Genomic DNA, 14,596 nt, shown 5'->3' on the forward strand with positions numbered 1-14,596 from the left:
AGGAAGAGGCCAGTCCATGGGTATACCAGGACGTGACAAAGGTGGTACCGGTCATCCAGCCACCCAGTGCCAAAAATGCACAGGGAAACAACAGCAGACCTGACCAGCCCACGAAGACGAAACGATCGCGCTTCAGCCAGTCGTCCACGGCATCAAAGATACCGCGCTGCGCTGAAGGACGCCCCATTGCGATAGTCATACGGGTGCTCTCCAAGGAAATTGGATCAGTTCAAGTAAGCTTCTCGCCAAAAGTTAAAAAACTCTGGCCAAAAGTTTACTTTTCTTTACCTGAATTATAGGAGAAGCCTTTCTTAAACTGCTAGTAGGAATTAAGAATTCTGAGAAATAATTTTTATATTTCGTTACATTTCAAACTTTTCCTAAGGCTGAAGCCCAGACCTGTTGGCACTTGTAGCGAATTCCATTTTTTTTCTGGGTTTTCAGCGATTGCCGAGGAAATGGCTTAGCTGAGAGAAAGCTTTTAACTCGTGTTCCCTAAGAATTTGTCATACTAGAGTCCGGACATCAGAGGACGATGCATGTTTATTCTGGAACTGACACTCAAAGAGACTCCCGTCACCCTAACGGTACAAAAGAAAGAAAAAGACGATGCCGAGGGCGATTATCAACGAGTGCTCAGCGCAATGAAATCCAGTTCGATCGAACTGCTAGAGTTAACCTGTGACCATCAGGTGGGTAAAAAAGTAGCGGTTTTCAATAGTGCCATTTGTGCCGTGCAGGTTTACGAAAAAACAAGCGGCGGCACCTCTGGACGCACACCGGGATTCTTCGCAGTGGCCGAGTCTTAAATGACACCGGCGATTTCAGTACGGAACTTATATTTCCAGTGGAGCAATGGACAGACTGTCTTAAATGACTGCTCCCTGGAGGTTCCCCGTGGGAAATTTTGGATGCTACTGGGGGGGAATGGTTGTGGGAAATCCACCCTCCTCAGGGTTTTGGCAGGTTTATTACCTAGACAAACGGGTGATATTGAATTAGAAAAACCCGTGGGATTTGTATTTCAGAATCCTGATCATCAATTGGTTATGCCGACGGTGGGTGCAGATGTCGCCTTTGGTTTAGTCGAAGAAAAGCTATCGACCCCAGAAGTGCACCAGCGAGTTGGTGAAGCTTTAGCTGCTGTCAATCTCTTAGAGTTTCAGCGACGACCAATTTATGCCCTGAGCGGCGGTCAGAAGCAACGAGTCGCGATCGCGGGAGCCATTGCCCGTCACTGTAATGTTTTGCTCTTGGATGAACCGACGGCTTTGCTGGATCCAGATAGTCAATTAGAACTCGTTGCCCAGGTGCAACGCTTGGTTAAACAACGGGGAATCACCGCTCTTTGGGTTACCCATCGTTTAAACGAGCTGAACTACTGTGATGGAGCTTTTTTGCTGCATCAAGGCAAGATGATTGATCAAGGGGATCCGGCCCGTTTACGACAACGGTTATTGGATTTGGAAACGACAGGGGATGAAAGATTCGTGGAGTAGGGATTAAATTTTCCAGTCAGTTGCCACGGGTGACTTAATTTATTTCACAAATGTCTTGGGTGGATCAGTATACAGAATGGGTGAGGAATGGCATTATGTAGAAATGTCAAGTTCTTCACTGATTTTTTGGTGCAATGTCAAAGCGCCCCGCTCCACAAGCAATTCTTTTGGTGGACGGCTATAACATAGTCGGCGCTTGGCGTGACTTGAAAAAAATTCGCGATCGGCAAGGGTTAGAAGAAGCCCGTCGTCATTTAACCGAACTGATGGCTGGATTTGCAGCCTACAATGCCTACGACACGCAACTGGTGTTTGATGCTCAGTATCGCAACAGCCCCAGTAATCGAGAAATTATTACTCGCTTTTTGTCTATTCATTACACCGACCAAGGCCAAACAGCGGATACGTACATTGAAAAATCCTGCGCCGATTTTCGTTACGATATTCGGAAATTTCATCAACGGATCATCGTCGCAACGAACGATCGGGCACAGCAGCTAACCGTCGTTGGTTATGGTGCGGAGTGGATGTCGGCGGAGCAATTGGCTAACGAAGTAGAGTTCACCATTAGCCATGTACGGCGCAAACAAAAACCAACGCAAAAGTCGTCAGGCCGTTTTCTAATCAACTCTTTGGATCCGGAAGCTCAAGCTAAGCTCGATCGGCTACGCTATGGCAAGTAAGTCTTCTCTAGTTATCTTGGGGATTGTTTCAGTGATGGCAATCTCTGGGGAGCGGGAGCAGGCATTTGAAAATTCTCTTGATACAAGCTTTTCCCAACGCCCCCAGTTTTGTGCCCTACAGTTGTGACCTACAAAGGTAGAGTTTGTAGAAATCGCAGCAGGATCAACCCCCGTGTTTTGGTGTTTTGAGCCAATCTAGAACTGATCAGAAAAATTTTTGAAAAAGGGGTTGCGAAATCGAGAAGTTCTGATTACTATATAAAAGGTCTGAGACGTTCCTCAGTAGCTCAGCGGTAGAGCGGTCGGCTGTTAACCGATTGGTCGCAAGTTCGAATCTTGCCTGGGGAGTTTAAATATATAAGATAGGGGTGAGTAGTTTATAGGTTACTCACCCCTATCTTTTTCAAAATAACCAATCAAGATAACCAATCAAGATGGTGACTTCTGTCATACTTTAGACAGAAGTTTTGCGCGATAACAGAAATTGGTGATGTTCAACGGATCGTCAGTCTGTGAATGAAGCAGCAAAGTTTTATAATCCTGAGCAATGTCGGAACGAGGCTGAGGTTGAAAGCAAATTTATTGTGCAGTACTTGTTACCCAGCTTGGGCTATCCGCCGGAAAGTTGGCATCAGGAAATTACCTTTGGGGGAGTTCGGTTAGATTTTCTCGCGATCGCGGGGAATGTCCTTGGGAAGTCCGATCAACTTCAGGTGATTTTTGAAGCGAAGCATCCTAACCAAAATCTCGATCGGCATCTTCGTAAGTTACGACATTACTTAAGCTATCTTCAGGTAAATCATGGCGTGCTGACCAATGGGAAAGATGTGCGGGTGTATGAACTGGTTGAGGGGGAGTTGGTGCTGCGCTTGCAAGTACCGGGCCGGGATGTGCCCCAGCATTTGTCCCAACTTCAGGCGTTAGTCGGAAGAAGGGAGATCGAGATGGCTCCTCCTCAGGCCACTGAACCTGAACCTGCGATCGCACCCTCAGATTCTCCACTTCCTCTTGTCCAATCTTTATCTTCAAATTCCACGGAGAGCACTATGAAAGTGATTGCGGTCTATCACAATAAAGGTGGCGTTGGCAAAACCACAACGGTGATTAATCTTGCGGCTGGATTGTGCAAAAAAGGCAAACGGGTTTTAGTCATTGATCTAGATAGCCAAGCCAACACAACCTTTGCCACCGGATTGGTCAAGTTCCAAGACGAGTCCACAGACAATATTAAAAACTGCAATATTTATCATGTTTTGATTGAACGCAACAAATTTACGATTCCTGAAGTCGTTCAGAAGTCATCCTTTACCTTTCCGGCAGTTGATGTGATTCCCAGTCACATCAGCTTAACGACGAAAGAAGTTGAATTAAATGACTCACCTCAGGTACAAACTCGTTTGTTGTCTAAACTGAACGAAGTACGAGATCACTATGACATTGTACTCATCGATACGCCACCATCCCTCAACGTTTTTGCTAAAATCGCTCTTCTAGCTAGTGATTATCTTTTAATTCCCTCAGATTTACGTCCGTTTGCCAATGAAGGTTTGAATAATGTGCGCACTTTTTTGGAGGGAGTGGATGAATTTCGCGAGATGATGAATCGACAGCCGATAGCCGTTTTGGGTGTCTTAGCCTCTAAAGTCAATACGGCCGATCGGTTTATCAAGTACACTTTGCCCAAGATGGAAAAAATCGTTGAGGAGCGGTATCAATTTCCTTTGTTAAAAACTCGAATTTATGAGCGGCGAGATTTGTCAGCGGCTTTGGAACGGGTAGTTGCGTTGGGAGAGATGGACATTCCCGATCCGCAATCCATTTTTGACTATAAACCGAACTCTGTTTCCGCAGAAGAATTCGAAGCCTTGACCAAAGAAATCATGACAATGACGGGATTGTAGGAGCCAAGTGATGAAATCAACACCCCAAACGCTGGATCTAGAAAGTATCCACATTACCGATCAAAGTCGGTTTGATCCGGTAGCTCATGCGATGGAAATAGAAGCCTTGGCGCACCAGATTGTCGAAGCTGGAGCCTTGCTCAGTGTGCTTTTAGTGAAATCGATCGACTTTGAAAACTACGAGTTGATTTCTGGACATTTAGAGTTTCATGCTTATTTGAAAGCGCTGGAATTTGACAACCAACTTCCAGGGCGCATTACGGTCTACATCATTAGTGCGAAAAACGAAGCGATCGCCCTCAAACAAATTGCACTCCTACGACCCAGCCGTTCCACAGCCGTTACCGCAACGCCCATGAGTGAGTCTTTGCCCACCGAAAATATCCTCAAACGCTTGGAAATGCTGGAACGGAAAATGCTAGACCAGGAAAGTTTTCAGCAATCGATCGCGACTGTTTTACAAGCCTTAGACGATCGTGTTCCTATTCCGTTACCGATGTTTCAAGCATTCGATCGAATTTTGGAACCTGCGGCTCACCTGCAAGTTCGGCGCAATCTTGAACCTTATATTGGCAAAGCCAGAACAGCCAAACTCATTGAGCAATTACAAGCAGCCAAAACTGAAGGCCACAGTCTGGCAACCTTTCAAGCTATTTTGGCCCATCGGGGTAAAGGACTGATTAGCCCAGAGAAACTCATGGAGATGAGCGACAATTGGCAATAGCCATTTCGAGCCTGTGTAGCACAACCTATGAATCGATCGCCCTTTCGGGACGCCTGGACGCTTGACCCCGATGTTGTTTTTCTCAACCATGGTTCCTTTGGTGCTTGTCCACGGGAAGTTCTTGCTTACCAACACAATCTACGACAGGAGCTAGAACAGCAACCCCTCCGTTTCCTAGGTCGGGAGATCGAAGCGCGGCTAGATGCAGCTAGATCGGTCTTGGCAGACTTTGTCGGGGCTGATTCGTCGGATTTAGCCTTTGTTCCCAATGCAACGACGGGGGTGAATGCTGTCCTACGATCGCTCCATCTGAAACCAGGGGACGAGTTACTCACCACCAATCAGGAATACAACGCCTGCCGTAATGCTTTGAATTACGTTGCAGAACGATCGGGAGCCACGATCGTCGTTGTCGAAATTCCGTTTCCAGTTACATCATCAGACACGATCGTCCAGGCCGTTTTCAGCAAACTCTCAGATAAAACACGCTTAGTTTTACTCGATCATGTCGTGAGTCAAACTGCGTTAATCCTACCAATTGCTGAAATCATTGCAACGCTCAACACCCACGGGATTGAAAGCTTAATTGATGGAGCCCATACCCCTGGAATGCTGCCGTTGAATTTACGATCGCTGGGTGCTACCTACTACACGGGAAATTGCCATAAATGGCTTTGTGCACCCAAGGGAGCAGCTTTTCTCTACGTCCAGCCCGATCGTCAGTCTGCCATCCATCCCACCACCATCAGCCACGGCAGAAACGATCCCCGCACAAGCCGATCACGCTTTCACTTGGAATTCGATTGGATGGGCACTGGCGATCCGACGGCGTACCTTTCAGTGCCTAAAGCGATCGCATATCTAGAATCATTGCTCCCAAACGGGTGGATGGGCTTAATGGAACATAATCACAACCTAGCAGTGATTGCAAGAAAGAAAATGAGTGAAGTGCTAGAAATTACACTTCCTTGTCCGGATGAAATGCTAGGTTCAATGGCAACATTACCGCTTTCGGATGGAGATCCTCAAGCTCTCTATCAACAGCTTTGGCAAGAATTTAATATTGAAGTGCCTATCATTCCCTTCCCTACGACCTCTCAACGTTTGATTCGAATCTCAGCCCAAATTTACAACACGTTACCAGAGTACGAATTTCTAGGGAAAACTTTGCGATCGATCCTTTAACTTCACCCCTACAACTCTAACAACATTCCAAGAACAGAGCTTCCATCCTGCTTTCCATCCTACAATGAGGTGGAGCCAATTAGATGTGGCTAAATCCATCCAACTCTACCTTCGTTACCCCCTAGGTTGATGGAGACGCATAATGCATACAATTCCAATCATTCCGATCGTCATAGGCTTAATGCCCCTCCTCGGATGGCTATTGCTGCGCAGATGGTATTTTCAGATCGTCGATCGATCACACCTACAAGTTCACCACAAAGATGGACGAACTGTTCCTCTACGCAATCCAAAATTTTTGCTGGGTAACCTAGCCGAAGTTTACCGTGCAGAGAATCGCCTAGCCGCCTATCACAGTTTTCATGAGCAGTTAGGGGAAATTGTTCAAATTTTCTGGCTGTGGCGGCATCAACTTTCCATCGCAAACCTCCCCATGGCACGACATATTCTCGTTAGTAATCAGAAAAACTATCAAAAATTTCGTCCCAACATCATTCTTCAAAAACTCTACGGCACCAGTGTCTTAACCAACAATGGCATTGAGTGGCAACGGCAGCGCAGCTTAATGCAAAGCCTCTTTACCCCGCAAAGAGTTGCGCAATTTTATGATACTTTTGTAACCTGTACTCGAGATCTTGCAGAGAAATGGCGATCGCAGATCAATACAACCCCAGGTTCCCTACACCATAATATTTATCCAGACTGTAATGCTCTATTTTTAGACATTATTGGCCGATCGGCGTTAGGCATTGACTTTCGGGCATTGCAGGGGGATGTGGACGACACTTTAGCGGATATCCGTTTTATTCTCAAACAAAGTAATCATCCTTTGCATCAATTTACAACTTGGTGGCAACATTTGCCCTTACCCCAAAATCGTCAACTCGCCCAGACCTTCCACCGGATTGACCAATTTCTCTACCAACTCATTCAACAACGTCGAGTGACCCTACAATCTCAACCCTATTCTCCTCCCAAGAATCTTCTCGATTTGCTGTTGCAAGCCAATCACCTCACCGAAACTGAGCTGCAACCTTTCACCGATCGAGAAATTCGGGATAATCTCTTTGCCATCATCGTCAATGGGTACGAATCCGTTGCCACTAGCATTACTTTTACCCTAGCGCTCTTAGCCCGTCATCCGGAGTTCCTAGAACAGATTCACCAGGAGGTTGATCAATTCTTTCAAGAGCATGGCAGAATCTCCACCGATTTACCTCAATTACCGACCCTGAAAGCCGCGATCGTTGAATCACTTCGGCTGTATCCGCCAATGGCAGGTTTGCAGCGAGTGAGTTTGCAGCCCGATATTATAGAAGGATGGACGATTCCGAGTCATCAGGTCATTGGTATTCCATTACAGCCACTCCACTTGAATTCTGATGATTATGGTGACCAGCCCGATCGGTTTAAGCCCGAACGATATTTAGATTCACAGCCCGCTACTGCGGAGGAAAAAACTCGAGGGTGTCCTTTACGAACGTTTCTGAACCAGCCCCGAGCCCAAGCGGAGCAGCTACCCTTGACCTTTGGGGATGGAGCAAGGCGATGTCTCGGGGAAACATTTGCGCTCCATGAAATGACGATCGTCCTGGCAATCCTCTTGCATCAATTTACGTTTACCGTTCAAGCCGGAGATGAAGCAGTGATGGAGTTAGGCAAATTTGGCTTATTTATTTCAATGGTGCCTAAGGATGCGGTTAATTTGACGATCGCCCTCCGTCAACCAACAGCATAAAGCTGCTGAGATCAGAACCGTCCGCATCCTATGATTGGATTGTCTCTGAACTCTACAATCATTACGATTCCTAACAAACAAGCAAAGCAGGATGTCAGAACAATGGCGATCGAAATGCAAATTTGGCTCTATTGGTTAATTTGTTTGTTAGCCGTGGTTCTCTTAATCGTCACACGACAGCAAATTCCTCTCTTGCTCAGCCCCCATTCAGAGACCGCCGAGCAGCCTGGATATCTTCAATCTCTATTGCTGGGATGGGCATTTACCGGATTAGCGGCGATTAGTTATATTTTATTAACTCGCAAGGAAACCCCTGGAACCTACCAATTGTCTGACTTAGGCTTCTTTGCCCTAGTCAATGGCATCTTAGAACAATTGATGTTTGTGTTTTGGTTTCTGCTAGGTTGCTGGCTGGGCAAGCGATTGAATGTTCAAAGTCCATGGAAGATTTTTGGTCTAGGTTTCTTGAGTTACTCCCTATATTCTGGTGCTATTCACGCTTTGTTTTGGGTGAATGTCTTACCGAAACACCAACCTGCCCTAATCATGCCGTTTTTCTTACTCATCATGTCCTTAGGGTGGATGTGGCTGTTTTGGCGTCATCGTGCATTGGTTAGTATTATTGCAATGCATATTATGATTGATTTTTTGACCCTAGGACATCTACACTTTCCCTGGTTTGAGCCCTATCAACTGGTCTAGTCGTCAATCCTTGGCCGATTCGTACACCGCCTGCTGCATTTCCGCTCTGACAAACTGGCCAATCTCAATCGCAGACTGCATCATATCAGCATATCCCTGGGCCCGATCGTGTAATTCCAGCACCGTCAAATGGGCTCCATTGTGCTCTAAATGTAGTAGCAAATCCTGTTGCCGAGCCAGCAAACCACGATTTTCCCGTAGAAGCCGTTCCATCATCAATCCAGACACCAAACTATCTCGCGTCAGCTCCACTGCCGTTAATACAACAGTCCGATCGTGGTTGCGTTCTGGAGACGGTGTAATCGCTTGAATCTGATCCATAACCTCGATCGTTTGGACTAATTCGTTATATCGATCGACTTCATCCAGCAATCGCATTAACATTCGTAAAGGTTGCCTTGCGAGTACCATCCAGAGATTCCAGCCTAGCAATCCCAATAGCATTAATCCAACGGTTAACCCCACAAACGCGATCGCGTTTGCCCCTTGACTCAAATCCTGCACACCCCGAAAACAACCTAAGCTGATCACCAGACTGAAAATCAGCAAAATTCCAGCAACTGCCAGTTCTAGCACTAGAAATGCTAGCATTTTCTGCCCACTGCGGAACACCGATGGACGGCAAATGCCCCCTACAAAGAGATCATTCACCTCCTTGCCACACAGTTTTTCCAACTCTCGGGAGGTCATTATTAGCGATCGAGCCGTGTTTTCCATCCTGTGCTCCGCACTGCTTGCATCGGACAATTGAGTGACCTACTCTAGCCACCCCCCAGTACATGCCGAAGTGCTGTCCAAACGCCCGTGAGAAAGTTACCTTCCTTCGGACGAAACAATTCAAAGCCAGTTGTCGAGCCAAAGAAGGGGCGTAGCGTCCAGCCTAGCTGACTTCCCACAAAGCCATAGAGAACCAACCAAAATTTCAGAATATTCGTCCGAATTTTTACATTTTCATCCTTTTCACCATCCACGATGGGACGCATTGCTTGATAGAGAAAGGAAATGCCAAAAATGCCGGTGATGGCAAAAATGGTTACATTGAGCAGTAAGTAGAAAGAATAATCTTTCATGCTTAATGTCATCAGAAAAAACATCGTAACAGGTGCAAATCCACATAATAACAAAGCAATCACTGATGCAGCACTCAGCACATAGGTAAAATGCTGTCCGATCGTTTTGCGAGAGCCAAACAGGGCATTAAATACGTAGAGCGCTGGTAAACACACCGTCAGCGTAATCAGATATAGGGCTGGTAGCTTAATGGCTGAAGAAAGCGATTGAAGTGGACTGTGAAAAGAACCGATAATTGCACCATAAACTGCAAAACAGAGGAAACTACAGAGCATTAGCGCCGTAATTTTATGTCCTAATTGCACCCGATCGTGGATTTCCTCCAAGAAACTTTGACGGTCTTTCAACAAGGCGAGAAAGGTAGAAAAATAGTTCATAACAACCGTTCCAGTATTCAGAAATCACCTAGGGGCAAGATCACCTAGGTCACAAATTGAGGTCGAAAATTTTGAAATTCAAACAATCTTTTTTACGATCGCACAAACTTCGCGAAAAGATTGCCCACCAACCTACATTGCCCACCAACCTACATGCCGACCAGCCTACATTGCCGACCAGCCTACATTCCCCACTAGGCTACAACGCAAAACTAATGGCACGATTACTACCATGAAAGCAGGGGAAATCTGCCCTCACGCTTAACTTTATGGCAACTTCGATCACTCGATCGGGGGAGATCTGGATCGAGATTAAGCTAGCAGGTACCCTTGATGAAATGACGAGGCTATATCTGACGAATGGCTTGACTGTCGGTAGCTAGGGCAAATTGATTGAATAGGAGAAATGACCGGGGGCAGGGAATCCTACAAGGGCATTGCAGTCCATTTCGGAAACCTCAGACTTTAAACTCATTTAACGATAGCCCATGGCAAGTTATGCAAATTTGCCCCCTAAAGTCAGCCTACAGCAATTGTCCTTGAATAGAGAATGGCCCGATACAATCCTGCATAATTCGAGTATTCTAGGGCTGGCGAACATAAACCTAGCGATGCCTCGGAATGCTGAGCCATGATTTAGCTGTAAAACTCAGATTTCTAGCTAAATTCAATTGCTTTCCTCTGTTTATTGTCCCGTTCAACTGATCCTCTCCTATGATCCTGCGCTCTGCCTTTTTTCAACTTGGTCTCCTCACGATGGGATGTCTGCTAGTGACATCCTCTGTCAGAGCGCAAACAACTTTGCCTGAACCGAGTAGCGATCGCGATCGCTTCAATCAACCCCTGCCCACGCCCCAACCGTTACCCAGCGTTCAGCCCACGTTGCCGACGCCGACGCCTAGCCCCAGCCTACCGCCAACGCCCGACGCCCCAGCCATCACTATTCCCGTCCGCAAAATCATCATTCAGGGCAGCACAATTTTTACCGACCAGGATTGGGAAGCGCTGGTCAAAACGGTGGAAGGTCGATCGGTGACCTTTGACGAGTTGCGATCACTGGTCGATCAAATGACACAGAAGTACCTCGATCGGGGCTATATTACCTCCCGCGCCGTCTTGGAAGAACAAACCATCACCGATGGCCTTGTCAAAGTGCGCATCATTGAAGGATCGCTGGAAAAAGTTGACATTCGCGGACTGGAAAACGTCAAACCTGCCTACGTCGCAGACCGCATTCGCCTCGGAGCCAAAGTGCCCCTGAACAAAGATGCTCTTGAAGATCAACTACGCTTGCTCAAGCTGGATCCGCTATTTACCAATGTGGAGGCCAGCATTAAACCCGGCACAGGGGTGGGGCAGAGCATTTTATCGGTGCTGGTGAAGGAAGAACCTGCCTTCCATGGCTTTGTGGGGGTGGATAACCTGTCGCCGCCCAGTGTCGGGTCCGATCGCATTGGGGCTGTCCTAAGCTATCGGAACCCCACGGGTTGGGGCGATGAAGTGACGGCCTCCTACTATCGATCGACCCAGGGTGGTTCCAATGCCTTTGACTTCGGCTATCGTTTGCCGCTGAATCCGATGAACGGGACGTTACAACTGCGGATTGCGCCCAGTCGCAGCAAAATTATTGATCCTGATTTTTCCGCCTTTGGCATTCGGAGCAACAACGCGCTGTACGAAATCAGCTATCGACAACCGTTGACCCGCAGTCCGCGCGAGGAATTTGCCCTCTCCCTGGGACTGGCTTTTCAGGATGGTCAGACGTTTTTGTTTGACAATCAGCCCTTTCCCTTTGGCATTGGAGCCGAGGCCGATGGCACCACCAAAACACGGGTGCTCAAGTTTGGCCAGGATTTCATCAAACGGGAACCCTTTGGGGCTTGGGCGTTTCGATCGCAGTTCAGTTTGGGCTTGAATATTTTCGATGCGACGACCAATTCCGGAGCAGTGCCCGATGGCCAATTTTTCAGTTGGTTAGGCCAAGTGCAACGGGTGCAACAGATCGGCCCCAGTAATCTGTTAATTGCGCAATTGGATCTGCAACTTACGCCGGATACCTTGCTGCCGTCCCAACAGTTTGTCATTGGGGGCGGCCAATCTCTGCGGGGCTACCGACAGAATGCCCGATCGGGGGACAATGGAGTTCGCTTTTCCTTGGAAGATCGAATCGTTGTGAAACGGGATGCTGCGGGCAGTCCCATGATTCAACTGGTGCCTTTTTTTGACATGGGCGCAGTGTGGAGCCGATCGGACAATCCCAACAAACTGACGGGGGAAACCTTCCTCGCTTCGATCGGGCTGGGGGTGATTTGGGAACCCATTCCTCGCATGATTGTGCGGGCGGACTATGCCAGACCGTTGGTGCAATGGAGCGGCAAGGGCAATAATGCCCAGGATGAAGGTGTCCATTTCAGCGTGGGCTACAGTTTTTAAGCGCCATCAGCCTTTAACCGAAATCAGCGTATTGAGGCGGACTGGCCCCGACCCGATGGGTAATTCTGGGGTACTGGATGTTCGCTTCCGGTTCGCTAATGGTTATCACATTAATTTGATGCCACCAATCATCACCAAAATCAAACCAATAGCCAAAAGCATCGTCCACAGATAATCCCACACTGGCGATCGGGGTACTGGTCGCATCCTGCACAGGCTTCGCCTTCGTTCTCCGGCGGCCAGCGGGCTGGGGCAATCCATAACGTTGAGCTGGGGGGTCGTTGGGGCCTTGTCCACCCACCTGAAATTCGTACAAATGCTCCTCTTCTCGATCGAAGGCTTTAAAGAGAATTTTGTGGAGATCGGCTAGAGTTTGACTGCCTTTGATTTCGATCCTCCGAGAAATTTCAGGATTTTCCTCAACAAACTCCTCAGTCACTGGCCCATCTATGATAAAGACATCCAGGGTGTACAGCGCATTGGTCGGTGGCATCGTGGTTAGGTCATTGGGGCGATCGTCGATCGGATCTGGAGGCGAGGACCTTGGACTGGATTTTGCGGCTTTAGTTTGTTTGGCAGTTTTGGCAGTTTTAGTTGGCTTGGCAGGTGTCATGGGTTTGGCCTGTCGCGTTGGCTGGGTCGATCGTGGGTGTTCAACGGATTGAGTCTGTTTTGCTGATTGAACCCCTTCTTTGGCCTCCGGATCTATTTTTTCTCCCGGAATATGGGGAATTATGCCTTGTTGATAGGCCATTTCTTGGAACGTGCGAGGAAGCAGCCTAATATCCATTGGGCAGCCATTAACCGAAACAATCCAAATCAGCGGATTGTCCTCGACGAGACTGGGCAAACACCAGTTAGGATCAAATTGCGTAATTCTGAGAGTCTCTCGCACTGCCTTTGACTTGGCCTGTCCAGTACTCATACTCACCCCAAAGGCACGATAGAGATCCCCTGCGCTAATGTGAGGTTTTTGGGAGGGATCAAACAGGAAATTAGCGAATCCGATCGCGTGGGTAATTCCACAAGCCCAAGTATGTTCGCGTCCACTGACGAGGGGAGAAGGCCGCTTGCGACAGAGTGCCGCTGTGGCGTAGCGGATTAGTTGAGCATATTCTGCATTCAGATATTCTTGAGCAAAGGCGTCCGTAATTGCGACGATGCTATCGAACTTTGGCTGCATCGTCTTGGGCACGCTTTCTGATTGCTGTAATTTTGCCACACCTAAACTTTCCAAAAACCCTGTTCTCAGCATATCGCTTCGATCGGAGCGAATCAACTCACTGGTGTTACTGGACGTTCATTCAATTGATGGGCCGCACAAAAATTCGCTTGGTCGATCGTCGCTTGGAAAAATTCAAAAAATTGCTCTGTACCAAAGTTCCAACCGACGCCCACCTGGGTCGGAATCGTTAACCCATCGAAGGTGCGTTCAGCGGAACAGTAGCCTCCCATCGGCAAATAATCCCAATGGCGATCGACGGTTTGATCGCCCCAGCGCAGCACCGAACCCGCCAGTAACTTCCCGTCAGCGTCAATCTGGAACGTCAGTTTTACCGATTCATTATCGATCATCAGTTGCGCTTCCAGAGTGTGGTCATCGATCGCCCGCCATTCCACGCCCTGTTGCGGCAAAAGTGCCGTTGGCAACCACATGAATTCCACTGCCAAACGCCCGATCGCGGAACGCGCCGTATCCGCCGTTTGCACATCCACGATCGGCAGCAGTCCCCCGAGGGCAAATTGCATGCGGCCTCGACGCTCGTAGTAATAGTCAGCCCCCTGAAATTGCGATAATCCCCGTCCAATCCTCGCTTGCCAAATGAATCCCTGGCGAGACAATAACTCCTTGGCCTGCATCGGTATCCAACGATGGGTCAAACTAAATCGAAACCGACCTTGCATCTTCAGATCTACCGAAGTCATGATTGGCGTTCCCGGCGCGATCGCGTGGAGAAAGTAGCGCTGTACAGGAATCGGTAAACCAGCAACCATCGTAGGATGAAACTTCGTAGATTGTGGCGGCGATTGCAAGCGATGCCAAATTTTTCGAATAACGCGACGATTATGAAACCGTAAACCCCGCAATAATAAAAGCGCGATCGCAATGAGAGCAACAACATACAGAAGAATCATCAACAGAATATAGACGGCCATCGCTAAATATCCTCCGATAACTGTTCTCCTTCCAAGTCCATGCCATTATCCTAGATCCTGAGAATGAAAAACCTGTGAGGTTCGCCCTTACCCTCCCACCCTCCCACTCCCCACTCCCCATTCCCC

General features: G+C 47.9%; 13 protein-coding genes, 1 tRNA gene and 1 pseudogene. 10 read left to right on the forward strand and 5 right to left on the reverse strand.

Annotated features, from left to right (window positions below; genetic code table 11):
- Positions 1–199 (reverse strand): annotated as a pseudogene (locus ACN4EG_RS24980) (photosystem II D2 protein (photosystem q(a) protein)); the annotation flags it as partial.
- Positions 200–539: 340 nt separating this feature from the next.
- Between ACN4EG_RS24980 and ACN4EG_RS24985 the strand changes: the two are divergent.
- The 9 genes from ACN4EG_RS24985 to ACN4EG_RS25025 all read left to right on the forward strand — a co-directional run bounded on the left by ACN4EG_RS24985 (position 540) and on the right by ACN4EG_RS25025 (position 8,432).
- A complete protein-coding gene (locus tag ACN4EG_RS24985; protein ID WP_431633004.1) occupies positions 540–809 on the forward strand; it encodes a hypothetical protein in 270 nt (89 codons plus the stop codon).
- Positions 810–1,499, forward strand: a complete 690-nt coding sequence (locus tag ACN4EG_RS24990; protein ID WP_431633005.1) for an energy-coupling factor ABC transporter ATP-binding protein — start codon at positions 810–812, stop codon at positions 1,497–1,499.
- Between the two features lie 134 nt (positions 1,500–1,633).
- Entirely contained in the window at positions 1,634–2,182 is a 549-nt protein-coding gene (locus ACN4EG_RS24995; protein WP_431633006.1) for an NYN domain-containing protein, read from the forward strand.
- Positions 2,183–2,458: 276 nt separating this feature from the next.
- A tRNA-Asn gene (locus ACN4EG_RS25000) sits at positions 2,459–2,530 on the forward strand.
- Between the two features lie 164 nt (positions 2,531–2,694).
- Positions 2,695–4,083, forward strand: a complete 1,389-nt coding sequence (locus ACN4EG_RS25005) for a ParA family protein (protein WP_431633007.1) — start codon at positions 2,695–2,697, stop codon at positions 4,081–4,083.
- Positions 4,084–4,093: 10 nt separating this feature from the next.
- Positions 4,094–4,807 (forward strand): hypothetical protein, encoded by a 714-nt coding sequence (locus tag ACN4EG_RS25010; protein ID WP_431633008.1) that lies wholly within the window; start codon positions 4,094–4,096, stop codon positions 4,805–4,807.
- A 27-nt stretch (positions 4,808–4,834) separates the two neighbouring features.
- The gene (locus tag ACN4EG_RS25015) at positions 4,835–5,992 is read left to right on the forward strand and encodes an aminotransferase class V-fold PLP-dependent enzyme (protein ID WP_431633009.1); all 1,158 of its coding nucleotides are present in this window, start codon (positions 4,835–4,837) and stop codon (positions 5,990–5,992) included.
- 142 nt (positions 5,993–6,134) lie between these two features.
- On the forward strand, positions 6,135–7,730 hold the full coding sequence (locus tag ACN4EG_RS25020) for a cytochrome P450 (RefSeq protein WP_431633010.1): 1,596 nt from the start codon (positions 6,135–6,137) through the stop codon (positions 7,728–7,730).
- Between the two features lie 30 nt (positions 7,731–7,760).
- A complete protein-coding gene (locus tag ACN4EG_RS25025) occupies positions 7,761–8,432 on the forward strand; it encodes a hypothetical protein (RefSeq protein ID WP_431633011.1) in 672 nt (223 codons plus the stop codon).
- Positions 8,433–8,435: 3 nt separating this feature from the next.
- On the opposite strand, the gene ACN4EG_RS25030 is transcribed toward ACN4EG_RS25025, so the two are convergent.
- Both ACN4EG_RS25030 and ACN4EG_RS25035 read right to left on the reverse strand, forming a co-directional pair.
- On the reverse strand, positions 8,436–9,149 hold the full coding sequence (locus tag ACN4EG_RS25030; protein WP_431633012.1) for a hypothetical protein: 714 nt from the start codon (positions 9,147–9,149) through the stop codon (positions 8,436–8,438).
- Between the two features lie 44 nt (positions 9,150–9,193).
- Positions 9,194–9,880, reverse strand: a complete 687-nt coding sequence (locus tag ACN4EG_RS25035) for a hypothetical protein (protein ID WP_431633013.1) — start codon at positions 9,878–9,880, stop codon at positions 9,194–9,196.
- An 801-nt stretch (positions 9,881–10,681) separates the two neighbouring features.
- Between ACN4EG_RS25035 and ACN4EG_RS25040 the strand changes: the two genes are divergently transcribed.
- A complete protein-coding gene (locus ACN4EG_RS25040) occupies positions 10,682–12,313 on the forward strand; it encodes a ShlB/FhaC/HecB family hemolysin secretion/activation protein (RefSeq protein ID WP_431633014.1) in 1,632 nt (543 codons plus the stop codon).
- A 13-nt stretch (positions 12,314–12,326) separates the two neighbouring features.
- On the opposite strand, the gene ACN4EG_RS25045 is transcribed toward ACN4EG_RS25040, so the two are convergent.
- Both ACN4EG_RS25045 and ACN4EG_RS25050 read right to left on the reverse strand, forming a co-directional pair.
- Positions 12,327–13,568 carry a plasmid pRiA4b ORF-3 family protein gene (locus ACN4EG_RS25045; RefSeq protein WP_431633015.1) on the reverse strand — a complete coding sequence of 414 codons (1,242 nt, stop codon included), beginning with the start codon at positions 13,566–13,568 and terminating at the stop codon, positions 12,327–12,329.
- Between the two features lie 20 nt (positions 13,569–13,588).
- Positions 13,589–14,470 carry a DUF6920 family protein gene (locus ACN4EG_RS25050; RefSeq protein WP_431633016.1) on the reverse strand — a complete coding sequence of 294 codons (882 nt, stop codon included), beginning with the start codon at positions 14,468–14,470 and terminating at the stop codon, positions 13,589–13,591.
- Positions 14,471–14,596 lie beyond the last annotated feature (126 nt).

The organism is Alkalinema pantanalense CENA528 (assembly GCF_050753345.1).
GTDB classification, from domain to species: Bacteria; Cyanobacteriota; Cyanobacteriia; order Leptolyngbyales; family Leptolyngbyaceae; genus Alkalinema; species Alkalinema pantanalense.

Bases quoted from the DNA above. Each gene is read 5' to 3' on its own strand.
- ACN4EG_RS24985 (WP_431633004.1), top strand. From the start codon at position 540: ATGTTTATTCTGGAACTGACACTCAAAGAGACTCCCGTCACCCTAACG.
- ACN4EG_RS24990 (WP_431633005.1), top strand. From the start codon at position 810: ATGACACCGGCGATTTCAGTACGGAACTTATATTTCCAGTGGAGCAAT.
- ACN4EG_RS24995 (WP_431633006.1), top strand. From the start codon at position 1,634: ATGTCAAAGCGCCCCGCTCCACAAGCAATTCTTTTGGTGGACGGCTAT.
- ACN4EG_RS25010 (WP_431633008.1), top strand. From the start codon at position 4,094: ATGAAATCAACACCCCAAACGCTGGATCTAGAAAGTATCCACATTACC.
- ACN4EG_RS25015 (WP_431633009.1), top strand. From the start codon at position 4,835: ATGAATCGATCGCCCTTTCGGGACGCCTGGACGCTTGACCCCGATGTT.
- ACN4EG_RS25020 (WP_431633010.1), top strand. From the start codon at position 6,135: ATGCATACAATTCCAATCATTCCGATCGTCATAGGCTTAATGCCCCTC.
- ACN4EG_RS25025 (WP_431633011.1), top strand. From the start codon at position 7,761: ATGATTGGATTGTCTCTGAACTCTACAATCATTACGATTCCTAACAAA.
- ACN4EG_RS25030 (WP_431633012.1), bottom strand. From the start codon at position 9,149: ATGGAAAACACGGCTCGATCGCTAATAATGACCTCCCGAGAGTTGGAA.
- ACN4EG_RS25035 (WP_431633013.1), bottom strand. From the start codon at position 9,880: ATGAACTATTTTTCTACCTTTCTCGCCTTGTTGAAAGACCGTCAAAGT.
- ACN4EG_RS25045 (WP_431633015.1), bottom strand. From the start codon at position 13,568: ATGCTGAGAACAGGGTTTTTGGAAAGTTTAGGTGTGGCAAAATTACAG.
- ACN4EG_RS25050 (WP_431633016.1), bottom strand. From the start codon at position 14,470: ATGGCCGTCTATATTCTGTTGATGATTCTTCTGTATGTTGTTGCTCTC.